This window comes from Mesorhizobium sp. M0019, from assembly GCF_040323975.1.
GTDB lineage: Bacteria > Pseudomonadota > Alphaproteobacteria > Rhizobiales > Rhizobiaceae > Mesorhizobium.
On sequence record NZ_JAMYVK010000036.1, the window covers coordinates 1 to 17,360 of the forward strand.

Here is a 17,360-nt window from a genome sequence, read left to right on the forward strand (position 1 = left end):
GGAACCCCAGTCACAAAGAACCACGGTCGATCAGCAGGCGCACCGCCTGCCACAAGCGCCATTGCCGCGCGAGCGGCTTAGTCCTGCCATCTATTCAGGACGGTCCGACCGTGAGGTCGCAACGACTGACTTGGGTCATGAGCTGTCTACCGGCGGCGTCTGCACAGAGCGCGGCAAAATCCGCTGCTCGGCGTAACCATCGGACCTAAAAGCGGGCCACGCCGACGCTCAGCAAAACTAGCAGGAGCGAGGAAGATCCCGCCCGCGCTTTCGCCCAATTCAGAAGATAGAGTTTGTGATCGATTTTATCGGGCCGAGCAGGATCGATCCTTCCGGCACGCCGGCGTCGATCGGAATGGCTTTGCGGTTTGCTGTCGCCACCATCGGCTGACCGATGTCGGCCGTCACCACGACCGGGGTCTTGTTCGGCACACGATCATAGAGATCGATGATGTCCTGGTTCATCAGGCGAACACAGCCCGACGACACCGATTTGCCGATCGACCGCCATTCCGGCGAACCGTGCAAGCGGTAGAGCGTGTCCTGGTTGCCCTGGAAGAGATAAAGCGCCCGCGCGCCAAGCGGGTTCTTGAGCCCACCGGGCATGCCGCCATTCTCGGCGCTGTAGGGTCTCAACTCCGGCTGCCGGGCTATCATGTCGTCCGGCGGCGTCCATTTCGGCCATTTCTGCTTCCATTGGACCACGGCATCGCCCGACCATTCGAAGCCGGCGCGGCCGAGGCCGACGCCATAGCGGATCGCCTGGCCGCCCGGGCGCACCAGGTAGAGGAAGTGATTGGTCGTGTCGACGACGATGGTGCCCGGCTGCTGCCCGGTCGGATCGTCCACGATCTGGCGCAGGAACTGCGGGTCGATCTTGTCGACCGGTATGGCCGGCAGCTCGAAGCCGCCATCCGACATCGGCCCATACATCGTCACATAGTCGCCGAGCGCCGGCTCGACATAGGTCGGCGGCGGCGGCTCGACCGGTTGTTGCGACAGCGTGGTGCAACTGGAGACCGCGACCGAGGCGGCGCCGAGGGCTGCTGCGTTGAGAAAACCGCGACGGCTCAGGCGAAAAGAGGACGATGGGGGTGTGAACATGATTGCCTTTTTTAAGTCTCAAATCGCAACAAAGCATAAATGCGTCCGGTTGCGCGCGGTTGCCCGAGCAATGCCCGGCGCGATAGGCGGTTCCAATTCTGGCCGCAGGGTGGACAAACAAAGGCAAAGCTGTGACTGGATCGTCACTGTTGCGCCGACGCAACATTTCCGGTGTCACCCCCCGGCGACCAGACCTTCAAGGGACGGCAGGATCAGGGCCGGTGGAAAATCCCGGTATTCCTCTGGCTGATTGGCGCGGTTGATCCACACCGTCCTGAAGCCGAATTTGGTGGCGCCGGCGACGTCCCAGCGGTTGGATGACTGGAAAGAGACAGCGCCCGGATAGAGGCGCCAGCCCGTGGTGACCATGTCGTAGACCGACGGATCGGTCTTGAAGCGCCTGACGCTGTCGACGGAAAAGACGTCGTCCAGGACCTGGTCGAGCGCGGCGGACTTGACGGCCGCTTGCAGCATCTCAGGCGAACCGTTGGACAGGATCGCCAGCCTTGCCCCCGATGCCTTGAGCGCCTTGAGCACGGCCGGTACCTCCGGATAGCAGTCCAGCCGCCAATAGGCCTCGAGCAACTTCGCCCTCAGCCCGGCATCGGCGGATGGAACCTTGCGCAGGGCGAAGTCGAGGGCCTGCTCGGTGAGCTGCCAGAAATCGGCATAGGCCCCCATCAGCGTCCTGACCCAGGAATATTCCAGCTGCTTGGCGCGCCAAATATCGGACAACAACTGGCCGTCCGGCCCGATCTGGTCGGCGTGACGGCGCACGGCCGCATGCACGTCGAACAGCGTGCCATAGGCGTCGAAGACGTAAGCCGCGAACTGCATTCGACAGTTTTGAGGCCGCGTAAGGCAAGGCGCAAGCGCTGATTGCAGTCCGCCAGTCCGCTGGCCTCAACAAATCTCAGCCAAGCCGGTTGACGGCGGCCGCCAAAGCATCTTCCAATGCGCCGCAACAAGCATCGAACGGAACCTGGCAATGACACTGGCGACTGCGGCGCAATCCGCGACATGGACCTTCGTCGACGGCGACTGGTACGAGGGCAATGTTGCCATTCTAGGGCCGCGCAGCCACGCCATGTGGCTCGGCACCAGCGTGTTCGACGGCGCCCGCTGGTTCGAGGGCGTCGCTCCCGATCTCGATCGCCATGCAGCGCGGGTAAATGCCTCGGCGATCGCGCTCGGTCTGAAACCGACGATGAGCACCGACAGGATCGTCGGCCTGACCTGGGACGGGCTGAAGAAGTTCGAAGGCAACACGGCGGTCTATATCAGGCCGATGTATTGGGCCGAGCATGGCGGCTATATGGGCGTGCCGGCCGACCCGGCCTCGACTCGTTTCTGCCTTTGCCTCTACGAATCGCCGATGATCTCGCCGGCGGGGTTTTCGGTGACGGTGTCGCCGTTCCGGCGCCCGACCATCGAAACCATGCCGACCAACGCCAAGGCCGGCTGCCTCTATCCCAACAACGGCCGGGCCATCCTAGAGGCCAAGATGCGCGGCTTCGACAATGCGCTCGTGCTCGACATGCTGGGCAATGTCGCCGAGACCGGCACCTCGAATATTTTCCTGGTCAAGGACGGCCATGTCCTGACGCCGGCGCCGAACGGCACCTTCCTGTCCGGCATTACCCGCGCGCGCACCATGGCCCTGCTAGGCGAATACGGTTTCACGACGACGGAAAAGACGCTGTCGATCCGCGATTTCCTGGAGGCGGACGAAATCTTCTCGACCGGAAACCACTCGAAAGTCGTGCCGGTCACCCGTATCGAGGATCGCAATCTGCAGCCCGGACCGGTGGCCAAGAAGGCGCGCGAACTGTATTGGGAATGGGCGCATTCGACTTCGCCCGGCTGACCCGCTAAAAAGCGGCCGGCGCTTCGTTTCCGGAGTTGTTCCAGACCAATCCAGTCCTATGTTAGTCCGGTATCGACACCGGATTTTTCCACGAGGGAGTACGACCGATGGCTTTTGAATTGCCCGCCTTGCCCTATGATTACGAGGCTTTGCAGCCTTATATGTCCAAGGAAACGCTGGAATATCATCACGACAAGCACCACAAGGCCTATGTCGACAACGGCAACAAGCTGGCCGCCGAGGCGGGCATGGGCGATTTGTCGGTCGAAGAGGCCGTCAAACAGTCCTTCGGCAAGAATGCGGGCCTCTTCAACAATGCCGCCCAGCACTACAATCACATCCATTTCTGGAAATGGATGAAGAAGGGCGGCGGTGGCAACAAGCTGCCGGGCGCATTGCAAAAGGCGGTCGACAGCGATCTTGGTGGCTACGACAAGTTCAAGGCCGACTTCATCGCCGCCGGCACCACCCAGTTCGGTTCGGGCTGGGCCTGGATCTCGGTCAAGGACGGTAAGCTGGCGATCTCGAAGACGCCGAACGGCGAGAACCCGCTCGTCCATGGCGCGACGCCGATCCTCGGCGTCGATGTCTGGGAACATTCCTATTACATCGATTATCGCAACGCCCGGCCGAAATATCTCGAAGCCTTCGTCGACAGTCTCATCAACTGGGACTATGTGCTCGAGCTCTACGAAAAGGCCTGATCCGTTCCAGAAAGCCCCGGCAGAACCGGGGCTTTTCTTTTTCAGCATCAGAACGACAGCTGCAAAAATTTCACGCAAGCGTGAGGCGAAGCGTCGGAATTTTTAAGCCATCCTTGCCGTTTGTCATCGGGGTGGGGCCGCATCCTGAATTGCCTTCAACATGGAGCCAAGTGAATGAGAAAGCTTATCCTCGCCATCTCGATGCTCGCCTTCGCTGGTTCGGCGGCATTTGCCGATCCGGTAGCCGACCGGCAGGCTCTGATGAAGGAACGTGGCAAGATCGCCGCCGGTTTGTCGAAAGTGGTCAAGGGCGAGACGCCCTACGACGCAGCTTCGGTGCTGACGGCGTTGCAGGCACTGCAGGTCAATGCCGAGAAATTCCATGCCGGCGTCGACACGCTTTTCCCGGCGGGCAGCGACACCGGCGACACCACGGCGTCCCCAAAAATCTGGCAGGACATGGCCGGGTTCAAGACGGCTGAAGGCAAGTACCTCGCCGACGTCAAGGCGGCGGTCGCCGCAGCACCTGCGGATGCCGACGCGTTGAAGGCGCAGTTCAACACCATCGGCGGCGGCTGCGGCAACTGTCATCAAAACTACAGGGTGAAAAAAGGCTGATAGCGGGCAATGCGCTTGCTGAAGAAACTTGTCGGCGCCGCCCTCGTTCTGGGCGGCGCGGCCGCGATTGCCGGCTGGTTCCTGTCGGCTCCGGTCAGGCTCGATGCCGCAACGCTGGCTGAGCTTGGTCCTGGCGACGCGGCCAGGGGCAAGCGCATCTTCTACGCCGGCGGCTGCACATCCTGTCATGCCAAGCCTGGCTCGCAAGGCGACGCCCGTCTTCAGCTGGCGGGCGGCCTTGAACTCAAGACGCCATTCGGCACCTTCGTGCCGCCGAACATATCGCAGGATACCAAGGACGGCATCGGCGCCTGGTCGGTCGAGGACTTTGCCAACGCCATGCTGAAGGGCGTGTCGCCGTCGGGCGAGCATCTCTATCCGGCATTTCCCTATACTTCCTACGCGCGCATGAAGCCGGCCGACACTGCCGATCTCTATGCATTCCTGAAGACGTTACCCGCGATCGCCGGCAAGGCGCCCGCCAATTCGCTAGGGTTTCCCTTCAACGTCCGACGCGGCCTTGGTCTGTGGAAATTGCTCTATTTGAGCGACCAGCCGGTCGTTTCCTTCGCCGACGGCAGGCCGCAGCCGGTGCAGGCCGGCCGCTATCTGGTCGAAGGCCCCGGCCATTGCGGCGAATGCCACACGCCGCGGGATCTTGCCGGCGGCACCAGGAAAAGCCAGTGGCTGGCAGGCGCCGCCGCCGCCGAAGGCAGCGGCATCGTGCCGAACATCACGTCGGGCGAGGGCGGCATCGCCGACTGGTCCGAGGCCGACATTGCCAACTATCTCGAAACCGGCTTCACGCCGGATTTCGATACGGTCGGCGGCGCAATGGTCGACGTGCAGCGGAACATGGCCGTGCTGACCCCGGAGGACCGCGCGGCGATCGCCGCCTACCTGAAAGCCGTGCCGCCGCACCCCAACGGCTATCCGGCGCGCAAGAAGCCGTCGAGCTGACGGCTGTTGCGTCAGCGGTCGCCGAGGAAATCGAAGCCGGTTTCGAAGAAGTGATTGTAGTCGCAGGTCATTTCCTCGCCGGGCGCAATGTCGCGCAAGGCATAGGTCTCCTCCGGCTGCGAGACGTCGCAATTCGGGCTGTCGGCATGGTTCATGTAGCGCGCATCGTCGGCCTCGAAGACGATGTAATTCGGGTCGCGCCGGTCCGGATAGGCGTAGCGGTCGAGATAGGTTCTGACCGGCCCGGTTTCCCGCTCGTAGGCCGCTACCTCGATGCGCCGGTCGTATTTCGGGTCGAGCTTCCAGACCAGCGTGCCGCGGGCAATGTGGTTCTTGGCAAAGACGCCGATGCCCTGGATGGGCGATTTGTCGAGATAGACATCGACGAGCAACATGGCAGATCCCTGGGTGATTGTGTGTTGGCGCGGCTGTGAAAAGGCCGCGCACTGGGTAGCGCGCGGCCTTTGCAATTGCGAGCGGAAAATCAGCTGTGCCTGCCCATTATCCGAAGCCTCGTACGGCTCGTCGCCTGTTGAGACCCTAGCGCTGTTGCAGCGCCAGCCGGATGCCTAAGGCGCAATAGATACCGCCGACAGCTTTGCCTTGCCATCTCCGCACCGTCGGGTTTCGGCGCAGGAATGCACCGAGGCCGCCCGCAGCCACGGCGAAAACCACCGTGCTGACGAGGCCCAACAGAACAAAGATGACGCCCAATATCGCCAGTTGAAGCATCACCGATCCGTTTTCAGGCCGCACGAACTGCGGAAGAAATGCGAGGAAGAAAAGCGCGGTCTTGGGATTGAGAACCTCGGTCAAAACAGCCTGCCGAAATGCTTTGGCAGCGGGGATCGCAAGTGCGCCGGCGGCCGGATAGGCCGGCGTTTTCTCGATGATCGCGCGAATGCCGAGATAAATAAGGTAGGCTGCGCCGATGTACTTCACGATGTTGAAAAGCGCCGCCGACGTGGCAATGATCGCCGAAATGCCGACGATCGCCATGAAGGTGTGAACCACGTCGCCGGCCGCGATCCCCGCGCCGGTCGCGATGCCCACCCTGGTTCCAGAGCTGGTTGCCCGCGCCACGGTCAAAAGGGTGGCAGGACCCGGGATGAAGACAAAGCCAAGCACAACCGCGACATAAGCTATCAACGTGGCGAGATCGATCATTGGTGGGCTCCGCAACTCTCACCGCCAATGAAGCCACGTCGCGGAACGGAAGGCAATGACCGCTCATCCGCCGATGTTCACGCCGCAAGCTCGGCCTTGCCCGTCACCTTGAGCGCGAAGGCGTAGGTGAAGGCGATTTCCTCCAGTCTTGAAAACCGGCCGGAGGCGCCGGCATGGCCTGAATCCAGGTTGATCTTGAACAGCACCGGATTTTCACCCGTCTTGCGGTCGCGCAACCGCGCCACCCATTTGGCCGGCTCCCAATAAGTGACGCGCGGGTCGGTCAGGCCGGCCAGCGCCAGAATCGGCGGATAGTCGAGCGCGGCTACATTGTCGTAGGGTGAATAGGCGGCGATGGTCCGGTAATCCTCCGCCGAAGCGATCGGATTGCCCCATTCCGGCCATTCCGGCGGCGTCAGCGGCAAGCTGGCGTCGAGCATGGTGGAGAGCACGTCGACGAAGGGAACCTCGGCGACGACGGCGCCGAAGCATTTCGGCGCCATGTTGGCGACCGTGCCCATCAGCATGCCGCCGGCCGAACCGCCTTGCGCGACGATGCGGTCATGCTGCGTATAGCGCTCGGCGACGAGATGCTGGGCGACCGCGATGAAATCGGTGAACGTATTCATCTTGTTCGCCCGCTTGCCGTCGTCGTACCAGCCATAGCCCTTGTCCTTGCCGCCGCGAACATGGGCTATCGCATAGACAAAGCCGCGGTCGACCAGCGAAAACAGATTGGTATTGAACGCGGCCGGCACGGTGATGCCGTAGGAGCCGTAGCCGTAAAGCAGGCAAGGCGCCGACCCGTCGAGCGGCGTGTCGCGGTGATGGAGGAGCGAGATCGGCACCAGTTCGCCGTCGGCGGCAGGCGCCATCAGCCGGCGCGTGACATAGTGCTCCGGGTCGTGGCCGGACGGCACTTCCTGGGTCTTGAGCAGCACCCGCTCCCGGGTGCGCATGTTGTAATCGAAGACCTGCGCCGGGGTCGTCATCGACGAATAGGAAAAGCGCATGATCTCGGTGTCGTATTCGTAGGAGCCGGACAGGCCGAGCGAGAAGGCTTCCTCGTCGAAGGAGATCAGGTGCTCCTCGCCGCTCTTGCGGTCGCGTACGACGATGCGCGGCAGGCCTTCCTTGCGCTCGAGCCGGACCATGTGGTCCTTGAAGCCGATCACCGAAAGGATCAGCCGGCCCGCTTCGTGCGGCACCAGTTCCTGCCAATTGGCGCGCACCGGATCATGGGCCGGCGCCGTCATGATCTTGAAGTCCTTGGCGCCGTCGGCATTGGTGAGGATGAAGAAGATGTCGCCGCCTTCCTCGAGTTCGTACTGCAGGCCCGTCTGGCGCGCCGCAACCAGCTTCGGCTCTGCGAACGGATCGTCGGCGCTCATGATACGGTATTCCGAGGTCTCATGGTCGTTGATGCCGATCATGATCCACTCGTTGGAGCGCGTGCCGCCGACATCCATGAAAAAGCCCGGATCGGTCTCCTCGTAGATCAGCCGGTCGTTTTCAGGACCGTCGCCAAGCGCATGGAACAGCACTTTGGAAGGACGGTGGTTGGGGTCGAGGCGGGTGTAGAAAAAACCGTCATTGCCGGCATCCCACACACCGCCGCCGCCGGTGTCCGGGACCCTGTCCGCCAGATCGTTGCCGCCGGCCAGATCGCGGACGCGCAGCGTGTAGAATTCGGAACCCTTGTCGTCGAAGGCCCAGAGCAGCTTGCTGTGGTCGTCCGAATGATCGACGCCGCCCAGGCGGAAATAGGGCTTGCCCTCGGCCTCGGCATCGCCGTCGAGCAATATCTGCTTGTCGCCGCCGTCACGCGCCGTGCGGAAATAACGCGGCTGCTGGCCGCCAAGCTTGAAGGAGGAGCCGTAGGCGTAAGGTCCGTCCTTCATCGGCACGGAAGAATCGTCTTCCTTGATGCGTCCCTTCATTTCCGCGAAAAGCTGCTTCTGCAGTTGGACCGTATCGGCCATCAGCGCCGCCTGGTAAGCATTCTCGGCTTCGAGGTGGGCGCGGATTTGGCCGTCGAGCAGGGACGGATCCCTGAACATCTCTTGCCAATTGGCGACCCTCAGCCAGCCATAATCGTCCGTCCGCGTTATGCCGTGATGCGTGTCGAAGATCGGCCGCTTCTCCGGCTGCGGCGGCGTGGCGGTCGGAAACACTGGGGTTCTGGTCATTGCATCTCGCTGTGGAAGCTACTTGAATGGCGAATGAACACGCCGAGCAGCGCGGGTTCAAGGGCTATGATCTATTGTCGTGGTGGCTCGAGAGGACGGGCTGGAGGAGCGGATGACGAATATTTCTTCTCGGACTGCCGCGGTTCTCGCCGTCGCTGCGATGACCCTGCCAGTGCCGGTCAATCTCATGCAACTGCCTTCGCGGCTTGGCAAGTGGCCGATAAGGCTGGGTCTACGGAAATACATTACCCCATTTCAATGACACAGCGCACCGCTCCGGCGACGGCTCGCGAGCAACAGTAACGCTTCGCAACCTATGATTTTACTGAATCCGCCGATCATCCAGGCTGTAATGCCGCCGGCAGGGTCAAGCATCGAACTCTATTTACCTGCTGCCGTTTGTGTAATGGCTGCTTGCCGCGGCGTCAGTCGATGCTGGTCTGACCAGAAAAAACGGCAAAGTTACGCTTTGCACGAAAGAGTGAAGCTGAATATGGAAGATTTGACTTGTATCGCTGAATAGACCGAAAGAAGCGAATTGACTTACTTGGCGGCCCGGCCCATTAAGATGCCGCGACGCGAATCGCGGAGGCTTTTTCCTGCACAAGTTCGCGCGATGCCCAACTATCGAAACGGGCGCAAACAGAAACAATTCTCGTTGGGGCCTGAACGCCATGGATATTACCGAAACACCTTCCAGAAACAGTGACGCGCTGATCGAGCTCACCGCCGACGTGGTGGCTGCCTATGTCAGCAACAATCCCGTACCGGTCGGCGAACTGCCGAACCTTATCGCCGATGTCCATGCCGCTCTCGGGCGTGTCGGCGGGGCCGCCGAGCAGCCGCCTGCCGACAAGCAGAAGCCGGCGGTAAATCCGAAGCGTTCGGTGCATGACGACTACATCGTCTGTCTCGAGGACGGCAAGAAGTTCAAGTCGCTCAAGCGTCACTTGATGACCCACTATGATCTGACGCCCGACCAGTATCGTGAAAAGTGGAACCTGGACCCAAGCTATCCGATGGTTGCGCCCAATTACGCGGCCGCCCGTTCGCAGCTCGCCAAGAAGATGGGTCTCGGCCGCAAGCGCAAGGGACGCTGACAAGCGGCTCTTCCGGTTTGATACTCAAACGACGCCTACAGGCGCCGTTTTCGCATTGTGGGGAGACCAAGCTCAGGCCGCCAGTTCTTCATGCCGCCAGCAACTGCCGTGCGGTCAGGCGGTCTGCTTCAGCGCTGCCTCGGCGTCACGCTTGATGCGCTTGACCATCGAGCGAAGACCATTGGCGCGCTGCGGCGACAGGTGCTCGTCAAGTCCGAGTGCCTTTAGCGTTGCCTCGGCGTCGGTCCTCTGGATTTCGCTGGCCGGCCGTCCCGAAAACAGCGCCAGCATGATGGCGACTAGGCCGCGCACGATATGGGCGTCGGAATCGCCCTCGAAGGTGATAACGGGGTCGGCACCCCCGCCCTGTTCGGTGGTCAACCAGACCTGGCTGACGCAGCCGGGCACCTTGTTGGCCGGTATGCGTTGCTCGTCGGGAAACGGCGGCAGCGCTTCACCCAGTTCAATCACATAGCGATAGCGGTCTTCCCACTCGTCGAGCAGGGAAAAGTCGTCGCGGATGGTCTGGATCGTCGTCGTCATTCCCCCGGATATAGTCATCCGGCGCTGCCACGTCACGGAAAAAGAGGAGAAACGCCGCGGGCGCCGGGCGTGGGGAGCCTTGCGGTCTGGCGGATGAATTCGGCCGAAACAGTCTCAGTTCGTCGCCGGCAAGTGCAGTTTCGCCGGCAGATCGACTTTCGCCGGCAAGACGATTTCCCCGGGCACGCTGCCGGTGGTCGTCACCGTATCGGGTTCAGCGGCCTTGTCGTCCAGCATGGCGGCCGCGATCTTGGCGGTCTCCTTTGCCCGGGCGGTGATGGTGTGCATTGCCGATTTGCCGGTCTCGCAAACGTCCGGCTTGCGCTCGCAGATGCCGGCGATGTCACCGACGGCTTCGCGCGCCGCAAACAGCGCCTGGAGCGGCCCGACGCTTTCGTGGCCCGCATCATCGGCGCCGACACCCAGCGGCAGCGCCAGAAGCACCAGCGAAAACCAGAAAGCAGCTCTTATCAGAAAGCCCATCTGTCTGTCCTTTATGACGGTCATGCGTCCGAACCGCAGACCTTGTACCGCGATACTGGCACAGACGCGCAAAGGACGGCTTGTCCCGAAAGCAACAGTTTTCCTCAAATTTTAGGTAGATTCGAAACGAAGCGTTTTGAAGTTCATTTGCGTCGAACGGCTCAGATTTTATTCAGCAAATGATAACCATCCAACCTATTGTTTTTCATGATCATTTTCTTACTCGGCGACAGTTTGATGCCATCGGCCGCAGGTGCAGGCGCGGGCGGTGTGGATAACGCTCCGTTTACTATGGCGGCAATTGCCCCGGTTTTTCCCCGCCGGTATCCCGATATTTGCAGCCTGCCGGGGGACGATCGGCCCAGCCTTATCCATTCCTTAAACGCTGGATGCGAGTTTTGGATCGACAAAAGCCGCCTGCAAAGCAGGGCCGTTCACGACCGGGTGCGTTGAGTTGAGTGCGATCAAGGCCAGATACGCCGAGTTGCCGGGCGCGATAGCCGCCGGTTGCGAACGGATGGTTCATCCGTCCGTGCTCGGCCAGAGCGATCGTCGCCGCCACAGCCGGTTCATTGGCGCCATGCTGGCGGCTCCTTTCTTCAGCGCGGGTGCAGCGGTGACGCTGGTCACGTCGGGCATGGGCGCGGCCGTGACTGTGGCTGCCATCTTTGCGGCGTTCGGCCTTTGCTGGTTCGCCGCCCTGCTGGTGGCTGCATCGGGCAAGATGACCCTGGCCGGCCAACTCGCCTTGGTCGTCGGCAGCATTGCCCTCGGTGCCCTTATCGCTGCCGCCGGCGGTGTGGCCTCGCCGGTTGCCTTGCTCGCGGTGGCGGTGCCGTTTGAAGCGTGGTGGATCGGCCAGTCGCGCCGTGCCGTGATCTGGGGCGCCATATCGGCCTTTGTCGCAGTCTTGCTGCAGCCTTTAGCCGGTTCCGTCTTGCCGCTCGACCAGACCGAAATCGCCGCATGGCACTGGCTGGTACCACTGGCCTGGGCACTCACGCTCATTCCGCGTATCGCTCCGCTTCGCGGCGCCGCCAGCGCACAGTTCGATCCGGCCGGCAGCCACCGGCTCGAAGACCTCATCGACGCCGTCGTGCTGCGAATCGCGGCGCATGGCGAGGTTCTGGACGTCTCGGCTAAGGCACGCGCTATGCTGAGGCTGCCGCCGGAGCTGCTTTTCGGCACCGGACTTTTCGATCGCATCCATCTGTCCGACCGCGTCCCGTATCTCAGTGCGCTGGCCGATATGCGCGATGGCGCCCTGTCGCGCCGGCTCGACCTTCGCGTACGGCTGCCGCAGAGCAGCGGCGTGACGGCCGACAATTACCGGCCGTTCTCGCTCGAGATGATGCGCGCGCCGGGGCAGGAGACTGTCTTCACGCTTCTTCTGTGCGAGAACGACGAACTGGCCGGACTGCGCCAGGAGCTTGCCGCTGCCAATGAGGCGGCTGCCTCCGCCGAGGTGGCGAAAGGACGTTTCCTTGCCGTCGTCAGCCATGAGTTGCGCACCCCGCTCAATGCCATCATCGGCTTTTCCGACATGTTGCTGCACGAGATGTTCGGCAGCTTCAAGGATCCGCGCCAGAAGGAATATGTTGGGCTGGTCAGGGATTCGGGCCAGCACCTGCTTGCCGTCGTCACCTCGATACTCGACGTATCGCGGATCGAATCGGGCGCCTACGCGACCGAACCGGAACCGTTCCGCTTCCGCGAAGCGGTCGAGATGTGCCAGTCCATGATGCGCCTGCAAGCCGAGGCAAAGGCTATCGATCTGCAGGCCCAGATCGCGCCGGACGCAGGCGAAATAAATGCCGACCGTCGCGCCGTGCAGCAGATCCTGATCAATCTCGTCTCTAACGCGATCAAGTTCACGCCCGAAGGCGGCAATGTCGTCATCGGCGCCAAGCGCATCGGCTCGCGGCTGCATTTCTGGGTCCGGGACACCGGCATCGGCATCGCCGAGGAAGACTTCGTCAATCTCGGCAAGCCGTTCATGCAGATCCAGAACGACTATACCCGCCGTTTCGAAGGCACAGGCCTCGGGCTCTCGCTGGTGAAGGGGCTGGTGGCGCTGCACGAGGGCACCATGTCGATCGAAAGCATGCCGGGCGAGGGCACCACGGTGACGATCAGCCTTCCCGTGAGCGGCCCGACGAGCCGCTCGGCGGAGAAGACCGGCGTGGTGCCGATGTCCGCGGTCAAAGCCAAGGCGGACGGTGGCAAAGGGGAGAGCAATGGGTCGCTCCGCAAAACAGCCTAAGGCGGTCAAACGCCGCGGCAATGCCTTCGAGCACGGAGCGATGGCGCTGGGCAGCCTGATCTCGCGCAATCCTGTTGTGGTCGGCGGCTCCACCGCGTTCCTGGTGACGCTGTTCTACGTCTCGGCGAACGCGCTTTGGTACCAGCCCTTTCCGCATGCCGGCGCGTTTTTCGCCACCAGGAGTATCGAGCGCTTTCCGCGGGCGGACAGCGACGAGCCCGAAACCACCATCAATATCGTGCGTCCGGCCGCTGCGCCGATCAAGAGCGACCCGGTCGTCGAGCAGGTCCAGGGCATATTGAAGGATCTCGATTTCTATTCCGGCACCATCGACGGGATTCCCGGACCGAATACGCGCAAGGCCATCCAGGCCTATCAGCAGAAGGTCGGATTGAATGCCTCCGGCGAGATCGACAGCGTCCTGCTGGATCAACTGGGCGCCACGCCAAAGACCGCGGCCGTGGTGCCGCATCCGGTGCCGCGGCCGGTCGAAACGGCCGCTGCTCCGGCCGCCATTCCGGTGTCCGCACCGGCAAATGCGACGGCGCCGGATCCCCGCATCGTCAAGATCCAGGCCGGACTGAAAGCGTTCGGCAATGACGACATGCAATTGGATGGCGTCGTCGGCGCGCGCACCAAGGCCGCGATCAAGGAATTCCAGGCGCTGTTCGGCCTGCCCGAGACCGGCGAGCCCGACGAGATCGTCTACGTCAAGATGCGCGAGATCGGCCTGACCAACTGAGGGTCGAAACCCAGTCTCCCGGTCTATTTAAGCCATTGCTCCGGGTCACGCATTCCGTGGACTATCGCCACGGCTAACATGCCGTAGGGCATAGGCTCATAAATCACGATGTAGCGTCCCTCGACCAGAATGCGGGCGGTGGCGCTCAATTCCGGTCGAGCTGCGCCCATTTTGGCGTGCTCGCAAGCCAATTCCAGCCTGTCGAAAATGCGTCCGATCAGCTTGTCAGCCGCCTTCTGGTTATCGATGGCAATGTGGTGCCAAATATCTCGCAAATCCTGAGAAGCTCGGGGGGTGAGCCGGTATTCAGCCACGGGCTGCGCGTTCGGCTTTCAGAGCGCGTAAGAAAGCCGTGCGATCCACGTGCTGGCCCTCGCCGCTTGCCATCCCTTCGTCATACGCCCTTTTGAGACGTTCCAGTTTAAGAGTGCGGAATTCCTCGCGCTGCTCCCATAGACGTAGTGCTTCCCTGACAATTTCACTGTTGGAAGCATAGTCTCCGCTGTTCACAGCGTCTTGTAGACGGGCGGCCTGCTTGGGCGTAAGCGACACAGTAAGAGTGCGCATGGGTTGGGCTTTCATACCGGACGCTATAGCATTTTTTCACAGGGGCTAACAAGATTTGTTAGATCTTGGGTAGATCGTCGCATTCCGGGGACTCGCTATGATAGCCAACCGTTGCTCGCGAATAAGTGACAATCTCGACGCCACAAAACCGAAATCGTGCAGGGTCGCGCCATGCGGGTAACCACCGATCTGTGGGTGTCGGCGCTGTTGCGCCGGGTTTTCAGCGCCGGCGGCTTTGCCGCCGTGGTCAAGCGCGGCGCGACGGAAGCCGGCGCGGTTTTCGTGCTGGCGCGGGGCAGGCTGGGGGAGATAGCGCTGTTCGGGCCGGCGCCGCAGACGAGTTACGATTCAGCCAGGCCGGACGACCGTTTTTTCAGCCTGCTTGGCGAAGGCGACGATGCCGCCATCTTCGACGCGCGGCTGGAGCGCGAGAAGAGATTCGATTCGGATATCTGGGTGATTGAGATCGAGGCGGGCGCCATTCCCGTCGAGGAGCTTATCTCGGTCAAGGCGTCTTAACGGCAAGCCCTTCAGACGCGACGCGCCTTTGGGGTGGCGGCTATGTCGGCGCTGTTCGGCTTGCGCAGGTCGGCATTTGCGGCGACGCGCCCAGGCTTGCGAACAATTTTCGATACGGTGTCGGCCTTCCAGCCGCGGAGCCTGTCCAACGCCGCGTCGCGGTGCAGCAGGCGGTAGCGGTCGAGGAAGATGCGGATCGCCTGCGGGTGCGGAAACTCGGTCGGATAGATGGCCGCCGTGATCAGGAACGCCTTGTCTTCACTAAGGTCGAGCGCGCGCAAGGCGGCCAGCAGCGGTGTGTAATTGTGGCTCGCGGTGAGCGTCCGCGCCGTTGAAAAATCGACTTCGAGCGCATCGGCGAGCGCTGTCTGGAAGAATGCCGCATTGCCGGTCAGCGCGGTCTCGCGCAGCTTGACGTAGGTTTGTGGCGCGACGAACGGACCGATGGCGGTGCAGCTCTCGCGCATCATGGATCGCAACCGCCGCCGTACAGTTTCAGCGGCATCGGAAGCCTCTTGCCTGTTGACCTCGCCCGCAACCACTTCGGCGTTTTCAGACGCGGCTTTGGCGGTTGTTTCCGGCTGCTGCTGCGACCGCACCAGCGTCGGCCTTTCGAGCACTTTGATGAGATCCGCGATCGTTTGATTGAGATCCTTGCGGCGGGCAATGGCACGGGCATGCGGCAGGCCGTGACGTCCGATCAGCGCGATCAGGTCGACGTCGCTGAGGGCGCGCGAGCGGATGAGCAGCGGAGCGGCGATGTCGACCCGCTCCTGGCAAAGCCGCCGCACCAGCGCGGCAGGTGCATATTCGCATTCGGAAAGGGCTGCCGCGACGTAGCGGCGCGATTCGACCGAGACATTCTCGAAAAGCGGCAGCGTCAGGTCTTCGAGCTGCGCGATTTCCCGGCGCGAAGGGCGGGTGAGCGAGCAGAACGCCGATACCGCGGCGCGAAACAGCCTTTCGGCCTTTCCCGATTCAGCTCCTGCTGCGATTTGCCTGAAATCCGAAGCTGACACGAAGGATACGCCCGACACTCGACACGATCTGGACAGCGCTCTGCCGGGCTGTACCGGTTTCGCGTTTCCCAAGAACAAAGATCAATTTAGCGGCGATCCGTTAGCGCTCCGTTAACCTACTACCTTCTTAATCGACTATGGAGGCGTTGCGTTGTGCTCCGGGGCAACCGAGAGGAATACGCGAACCATGGGCATGGTACTGTCTTTCGTGCCGCGAACGGCGGCAACCAATCGAGCACAACAAGCCGCGCCGGCGGCAGTGATCATTTTTCCCGGGGTGCGCTACGAGCAGCGGCCGCTGACGGGCGAAACGCGGCCGGCCGGCCCCGACAAGCCGGGACCTTCGGGAACATTGCCGGTACCGCATCACTGAGCATCGGAACCGGCTTAAAAATCCTGCAGTTCGCAGGAACTCTGTTCGAGAAACCGCGAGACGATCGGCTTCCAGCTGTCGTCGGGCACGAACGAACGGATGACGAATACGCCTTCCTCTATCGGCGCCTCGACGAAGATGGCCCCTTGCAGTTCCTCGGGAAGATCCTTGCGGACCTCGATCATCTGGGCCGGCGTCAGCACAACGGTGTCGAGCACGCCTGCGGTCGCGCTGTGGTCGTTGAACGAGTAGATGTTGTGGCCGCCGCGGTCGTAGACCGATATCGACCAGAACGGCACCTTTCCCGGTGCCTTGACCCGCATCATCCCCTCGGCAAGATCGAAGCGGCATGCCGCCGCATAAAACAGCGGATCGACCGATTTCACCACCGGCGCGCCGCCGGCTTCCGCGTCGAGCCTGGTCATCTTGTAGAGATCCGAAGCCATGGCCAATCGCGACCAGGCGTCGCGTTCGGAAAACTCGGGGACGAGCAGCAGCACGATGATGTGCACGATGCCGGCGCCGAGCAGGCCGAGCAGCACGGCATGCAGCAGGCTACGCATTGCAGCCGACCTTCTGGATCTGCGGCAGCGTGACGTCCGAGAGACCGGTGCTGCTGGCGATCGGCGTGTCGTAGAACGTAAGCACCAAGTACATCTTGCCGGCGCCGCTGGTCAGCAGCCAGTTGCCGGGCGCAGGGCGGCTGCCGACGGAAATGACCACCGAATTGTCGGCCTGGCGCAGCACTTGATAGGACTGCAGCGCAGCCGGCCTCGGCTTGCCGGTCTCGACCACGCCAAGCGACTGGTCGGCGGCATAAAGCGTCCAGAACCGGGCGGTGGGAAAGCCGCCCGCAATCTTGTAGGCACATTGCCGCTTGAGCTGTTCGCCGCCGGAATCGCGCTCGGCTATGAAGGACAGTCCTTCCGCCTGTCCGAGCGCCAGCACGCCTTCGCGAGCCACGCGGGCCTTCGAATAGGGATCTGCCGTCGGCGTGCCGATATCGGGGAAGGCGGTCCATTGGCCGATCCTGATGGCGCCGACGCCATCCTGCAGCTTCAGTGCATACCAGACGCTGCCGCCACCGCCGACGACGGCGATGGCAAGCGAAAGCAGCGTCAGGAAGGCGTTCTTGAGCATGA

General features: G+C 62.2%; 22 protein-coding genes. 10 read left to right on the forward strand and 12 right to left on the reverse strand.

Annotation, left to right across the window (positions count from 1 at the left end):
- The coding region (locus NKK47_RS23455) for a hypothetical protein (protein ID WP_352578406.1) at positions 1-196 on the forward strand (196 nt) is incomplete at its 5' end.
- 83 nt (positions 197-279) lie between these two features.
- Here NKK47_RS23455 and NKK47_RS23460 read toward each other — a convergent pair.
- Positions 280-1,104, reverse strand: a complete 825-nt coding sequence (locus NKK47_RS23460; protein ID WP_352578407.1) for a L,D-transpeptidase — start codon at positions 1,102-1,104, stop codon at positions 280-282.
- A 174-nt stretch (positions 1,105-1,278) separates the two neighbouring features.
- Entirely contained in the window at positions 1,279-1,941 is a 663-nt protein-coding gene (locus NKK47_RS23465; protein WP_023677852.1) for a haloacid dehalogenase type II, read from the reverse strand.
- A 151-nt stretch (positions 1,942-2,092) separates the two neighbouring features.
- Here NKK47_RS23465 and NKK47_RS23470 point away from each other — a divergent pair, with 151 nt between their 5' ends.
- The 4 genes from NKK47_RS23470 to NKK47_RS23485 all read left to right on the forward strand — a co-directional run bounded on the left by NKK47_RS23470 (position 2,093) and on the right by NKK47_RS23485 (position 5,253).
- Positions 2,093-2,971 (forward strand): branched-chain amino acid aminotransferase, encoded by an 879-nt coding sequence (locus tag NKK47_RS23470; protein WP_352578408.1) that lies wholly within the window; start codon positions 2,093-2,095, stop codon positions 2,969-2,971.
- Between the two features lie 107 nt (positions 2,972-3,078).
- A complete protein-coding gene (locus NKK47_RS23475; RefSeq protein ID WP_352578409.1) occupies positions 3,079-3,675 on the forward strand; it encodes a superoxide dismutase in 597 nt (198 codons plus the stop codon).
- 174 nt (positions 3,676-3,849) lie between these two features.
- Positions 3,850-4,293, forward strand: a complete 444-nt coding sequence (locus NKK47_RS23480; RefSeq protein WP_352449059.1) for a c-type cytochrome — start codon at positions 3,850-3,852, stop codon at positions 4,291-4,293.
- A gap of 9 nt (positions 4,294-4,302) precedes the next feature.
- Entirely contained in the window at positions 4,303-5,253 is a 951-nt protein-coding gene (locus NKK47_RS23485) for a cytochrome c (RefSeq protein WP_352578410.1), read from the forward strand.
- An 11-nt stretch (positions 5,254-5,264) separates the two neighbouring features.
- On the opposite strand, the gene NKK47_RS23490 is transcribed toward NKK47_RS23485, so the two are convergent.
- From NKK47_RS23490 to NKK47_RS23500, 3 genes are all read right to left on the reverse strand, one after another.
- Entirely contained in the window at positions 5,265-5,648 is a 384-nt protein-coding gene (locus NKK47_RS23490) for an SET domain-containing protein (RefSeq protein ID WP_352449057.1), read from the reverse strand.
- Between the two features lie 145 nt (positions 5,649-5,793).
- Positions 5,794-6,420, reverse strand: coding sequence for a LysE family translocator (locus NKK47_RS23495; protein ID WP_352578411.1), 627 nt, complete (start codon positions 6,418-6,420; stop codon positions 5,794-5,796).
- 77 nt (positions 6,421-6,497) lie between these two features.
- Positions 6,498-8,609 (reverse strand): S9 family peptidase, encoded by a 2,112-nt coding sequence (locus NKK47_RS23500; RefSeq protein WP_352578413.1) that lies wholly within the window; start codon positions 8,607-8,609, stop codon positions 6,498-6,500.
- 674 nt (positions 8,610-9,283) lie between these two features.
- Between NKK47_RS23500 and NKK47_RS23505 the strand changes: the two genes are divergently transcribed.
- A complete protein-coding gene (locus tag NKK47_RS23505; protein ID WP_352454312.1) occupies positions 9,284-9,709 on the forward strand; it encodes a Ros/MucR family transcriptional regulator in 426 nt (141 codons plus the stop codon).
- 114 nt (positions 9,710-9,823) lie between these two features.
- Here NKK47_RS23505 and NKK47_RS23510 read toward each other — a convergent pair whose 3' ends face one another.
- Together NKK47_RS23510 and NKK47_RS23515 are read right to left on the reverse strand one after the other, a co-directional pair.
- Positions 9,824-10,252 carry a SufE family protein gene (locus NKK47_RS23510; RefSeq protein ID WP_352578445.1) on the reverse strand — a complete coding sequence of 143 codons (429 nt, stop codon included), beginning with the start codon at positions 10,250-10,252 and terminating at the stop codon, positions 9,824-9,826.
- A 114-nt stretch (positions 10,253-10,366) separates the two neighbouring features.
- Entirely contained in the window at positions 10,367-10,735 is a 369-nt protein-coding gene (locus NKK47_RS23515; protein WP_352578447.1) for a DUF5330 domain-containing protein, read from the reverse strand.
- A 517-nt stretch (positions 10,736-11,252) separates the two neighbouring features.
- Here NKK47_RS23515 and NKK47_RS23520 point away from each other — a divergent pair.
- Positions 11,253-12,998 carry a sensor histidine kinase gene (locus NKK47_RS23520; RefSeq protein WP_352578448.1) on the forward strand — a complete coding sequence of 582 codons (1,746 nt, stop codon included), beginning with the start codon at positions 11,253-11,255 and terminating at the stop codon, positions 12,996-12,998.
- Positions 12,973-13,740 carry a peptidoglycan-binding domain-containing protein gene (locus NKK47_RS23525; RefSeq protein ID WP_352578414.1) on the forward strand — a complete coding sequence of 256 codons (768 nt, stop codon included), beginning with the start codon at positions 12,973-12,975 and terminating at the stop codon, positions 13,738-13,740. Before NKK47_RS23520 ends, NKK47_RS23525 begins: the two co-directional genes overlap by 26 nt.
- 23 nt (positions 13,741-13,763) lie before the next feature.
- Here the strand turns inward: NKK47_RS23525 and NKK47_RS23530 are convergent, their stop codons facing one another.
- Both NKK47_RS23530 and NKK47_RS23535 read right to left on the reverse strand, forming a co-directional pair.
- Positions 13,764-14,054, reverse strand: coding sequence for a type II toxin-antitoxin system RelE/ParE family toxin (locus NKK47_RS23530; protein ID WP_352578415.1), 291 nt, complete (start codon positions 14,052-14,054; stop codon positions 13,764-13,766).
- Complete coding sequence (locus NKK47_RS23535) at positions 14,047-14,307, reverse strand: type II toxin-antitoxin system ParD family antitoxin (RefSeq protein WP_352578416.1); 261 nt, start codon at positions 14,305-14,307, stop codon at positions 14,047-14,049. The genes NKK47_RS23530 and NKK47_RS23535 overlap by 8 nt, the downstream gene beginning before the upstream one ends.
- A 171-nt stretch (positions 14,308-14,478) precedes the next feature.
- On the opposite strand from NKK47_RS23535, the gene NKK47_RS23540 reads away from it, so the two are divergent.
- Positions 14,479-14,826, forward strand: a complete 348-nt coding sequence (locus tag NKK47_RS23540; RefSeq protein WP_352578417.1) for a DUF1491 family protein — start codon at positions 14,479-14,481, stop codon at positions 14,824-14,826.
- An 11-nt stretch (positions 14,827-14,837) separates the two neighbouring features.
- Here NKK47_RS23540 and NKK47_RS23545 read toward each other — a convergent pair whose 3' ends face one another.
- Positions 14,838-15,845, reverse strand: a complete 1,008-nt coding sequence (locus tag NKK47_RS23545) for a DUF2336 domain-containing protein (RefSeq protein ID WP_352578418.1) — start codon at positions 15,843-15,845, stop codon at positions 14,838-14,840.
- Positions 15,846-16,032: 187 nt separating this feature from the next.
- Here NKK47_RS23545 and NKK47_RS23550 point away from each other — a divergent pair, with 187 nt between their 5' ends.
- Positions 16,033-16,218, forward strand: a complete 186-nt coding sequence (locus tag NKK47_RS23550) for a hypothetical protein (protein WP_023677835.1) — start codon at positions 16,033-16,035, stop codon at positions 16,216-16,218.
- A 14-nt stretch (positions 16,219-16,232) separates the two neighbouring features.
- Here the strand turns inward: NKK47_RS23550 and NKK47_RS23555 are convergent, their stop codons facing one another.
- The gene (locus NKK47_RS23555; protein WP_352578419.1) at positions 16,233-16,781 is read right to left on the reverse strand and encodes a DUF1254 domain-containing protein; all 549 of its coding nucleotides are present in this window, start codon (positions 16,779-16,781) and stop codon (positions 16,233-16,235) included.
- A complete protein-coding gene (locus NKK47_RS23560; protein ID WP_352449049.1) occupies positions 16,774-17,358 on the reverse strand; it encodes a DUF1214 domain-containing protein in 585 nt (194 codons plus the stop codon). The genes NKK47_RS23555 and NKK47_RS23560 overlap by 8 nt, the downstream gene beginning before the upstream one ends.
- Positions 17,359-17,360 lie beyond the last annotated feature (2 nt).

Bases quoted from the DNA above. Each gene is read 5' to 3' on its own strand.
- NKK47_RS23460 (WP_352578407.1), bottom strand. From the start codon at position 1,104: ATGTTCACACCCCCATCGTCCTCTTTTCGCCTGAGCCGTCGCGGTTTT.
- NKK47_RS23465 (WP_023677852.1), bottom strand. From the start codon at position 1,941: ATGCAGTTCGCGGCTTACGTCTTCGACGCCTATGGCACGCTGTTCGAC.
- NKK47_RS23470 (WP_352578408.1), top strand. From the start codon at position 2,093: ATGACACTGGCGACTGCGGCGCAATCCGCGACATGGACCTTCGTCGAC.
- NKK47_RS23475 (WP_352578409.1), top strand. From the start codon at position 3,079: ATGGCTTTTGAATTGCCCGCCTTGCCCTATGATTACGAGGCTTTGCAG.
- NKK47_RS23480 (WP_352449059.1), top strand. From the start codon at position 3,850: ATGAGAAAGCTTATCCTCGCCATCTCGATGCTCGCCTTCGCTGGTTCG.
- NKK47_RS23485 (WP_352578410.1), top strand. From the start codon at position 4,303: ATGCGCTTGCTGAAGAAACTTGTCGGCGCCGCCCTCGTTCTGGGCGGC.
- NKK47_RS23490 (WP_352449057.1), bottom strand. From the start codon at position 5,648: ATGTTGCTCGTCGATGTCTATCTCGACAAATCGCCCATCCAGGGCATC.
- NKK47_RS23495 (WP_352578411.1), bottom strand. From the start codon at position 6,420: ATGATCGATCTCGCCACGTTGATAGCTTATGTCGCGGTTGTGCTTGGC.
- NKK47_RS23500 (WP_352578413.1), bottom strand. From the start codon at position 8,609: ATGACCAGAACCCCAGTGTTTCCGACCGCCACGCCGCCGCAGCCGGAG.
- NKK47_RS23505 (WP_352454312.1), top strand. From the start codon at position 9,284: ATGGATATTACCGAAACACCTTCCAGAAACAGTGACGCGCTGATCGAG.
- NKK47_RS23510 (WP_352578445.1), bottom strand. From the start codon at position 10,252: ATGACGACGACGATCCAGACCATCCGCGACGACTTTTCCCTGCTCGAC.
- NKK47_RS23515 (WP_352578447.1), bottom strand. From the start codon at position 10,735: ATGGGCTTTCTGATAAGAGCTGCTTTCTGGTTTTCGCTGGTGCTTCTG.
- NKK47_RS23520 (WP_352578448.1), top strand. From the start codon at position 11,253: ATGGTTCATCCGTCCGTGCTCGGCCAGAGCGATCGTCGCCGCCACAGC.
- NKK47_RS23525 (WP_352578414.1), top strand. From the start codon at position 12,973: ATGGGTCGCTCCGCAAAACAGCCTAAGGCGGTCAAACGCCGCGGCAAT.
- NKK47_RS23535 (WP_352578416.1), bottom strand. From the start codon at position 14,307: ATGCGCACTCTTACTGTGTCGCTTACGCCCAAGCAGGCCGCCCGTCTA.
- NKK47_RS23540 (WP_352578417.1), top strand. From the start codon at position 14,479: ATGCGGGTAACCACCGATCTGTGGGTGTCGGCGCTGTTGCGCCGGGTT.
- NKK47_RS23550 (WP_023677835.1), top strand. From the start codon at position 16,033: ATGGGCATGGTACTGTCTTTCGTGCCGCGAACGGCGGCAACCAATCGA.
- NKK47_RS23555 (WP_352578419.1), bottom strand. From the start codon at position 16,781: ATGCGTAGCCTGCTGCATGCCGTGCTGCTCGGCCTGCTCGGCGCCGGC.
- NKK47_RS23560 (WP_352449049.1), bottom strand. From the start codon at position 17,358: ATGCTCAAGAACGCCTTCCTGACGCTGCTTTCGCTTGCCATCGCCGTC.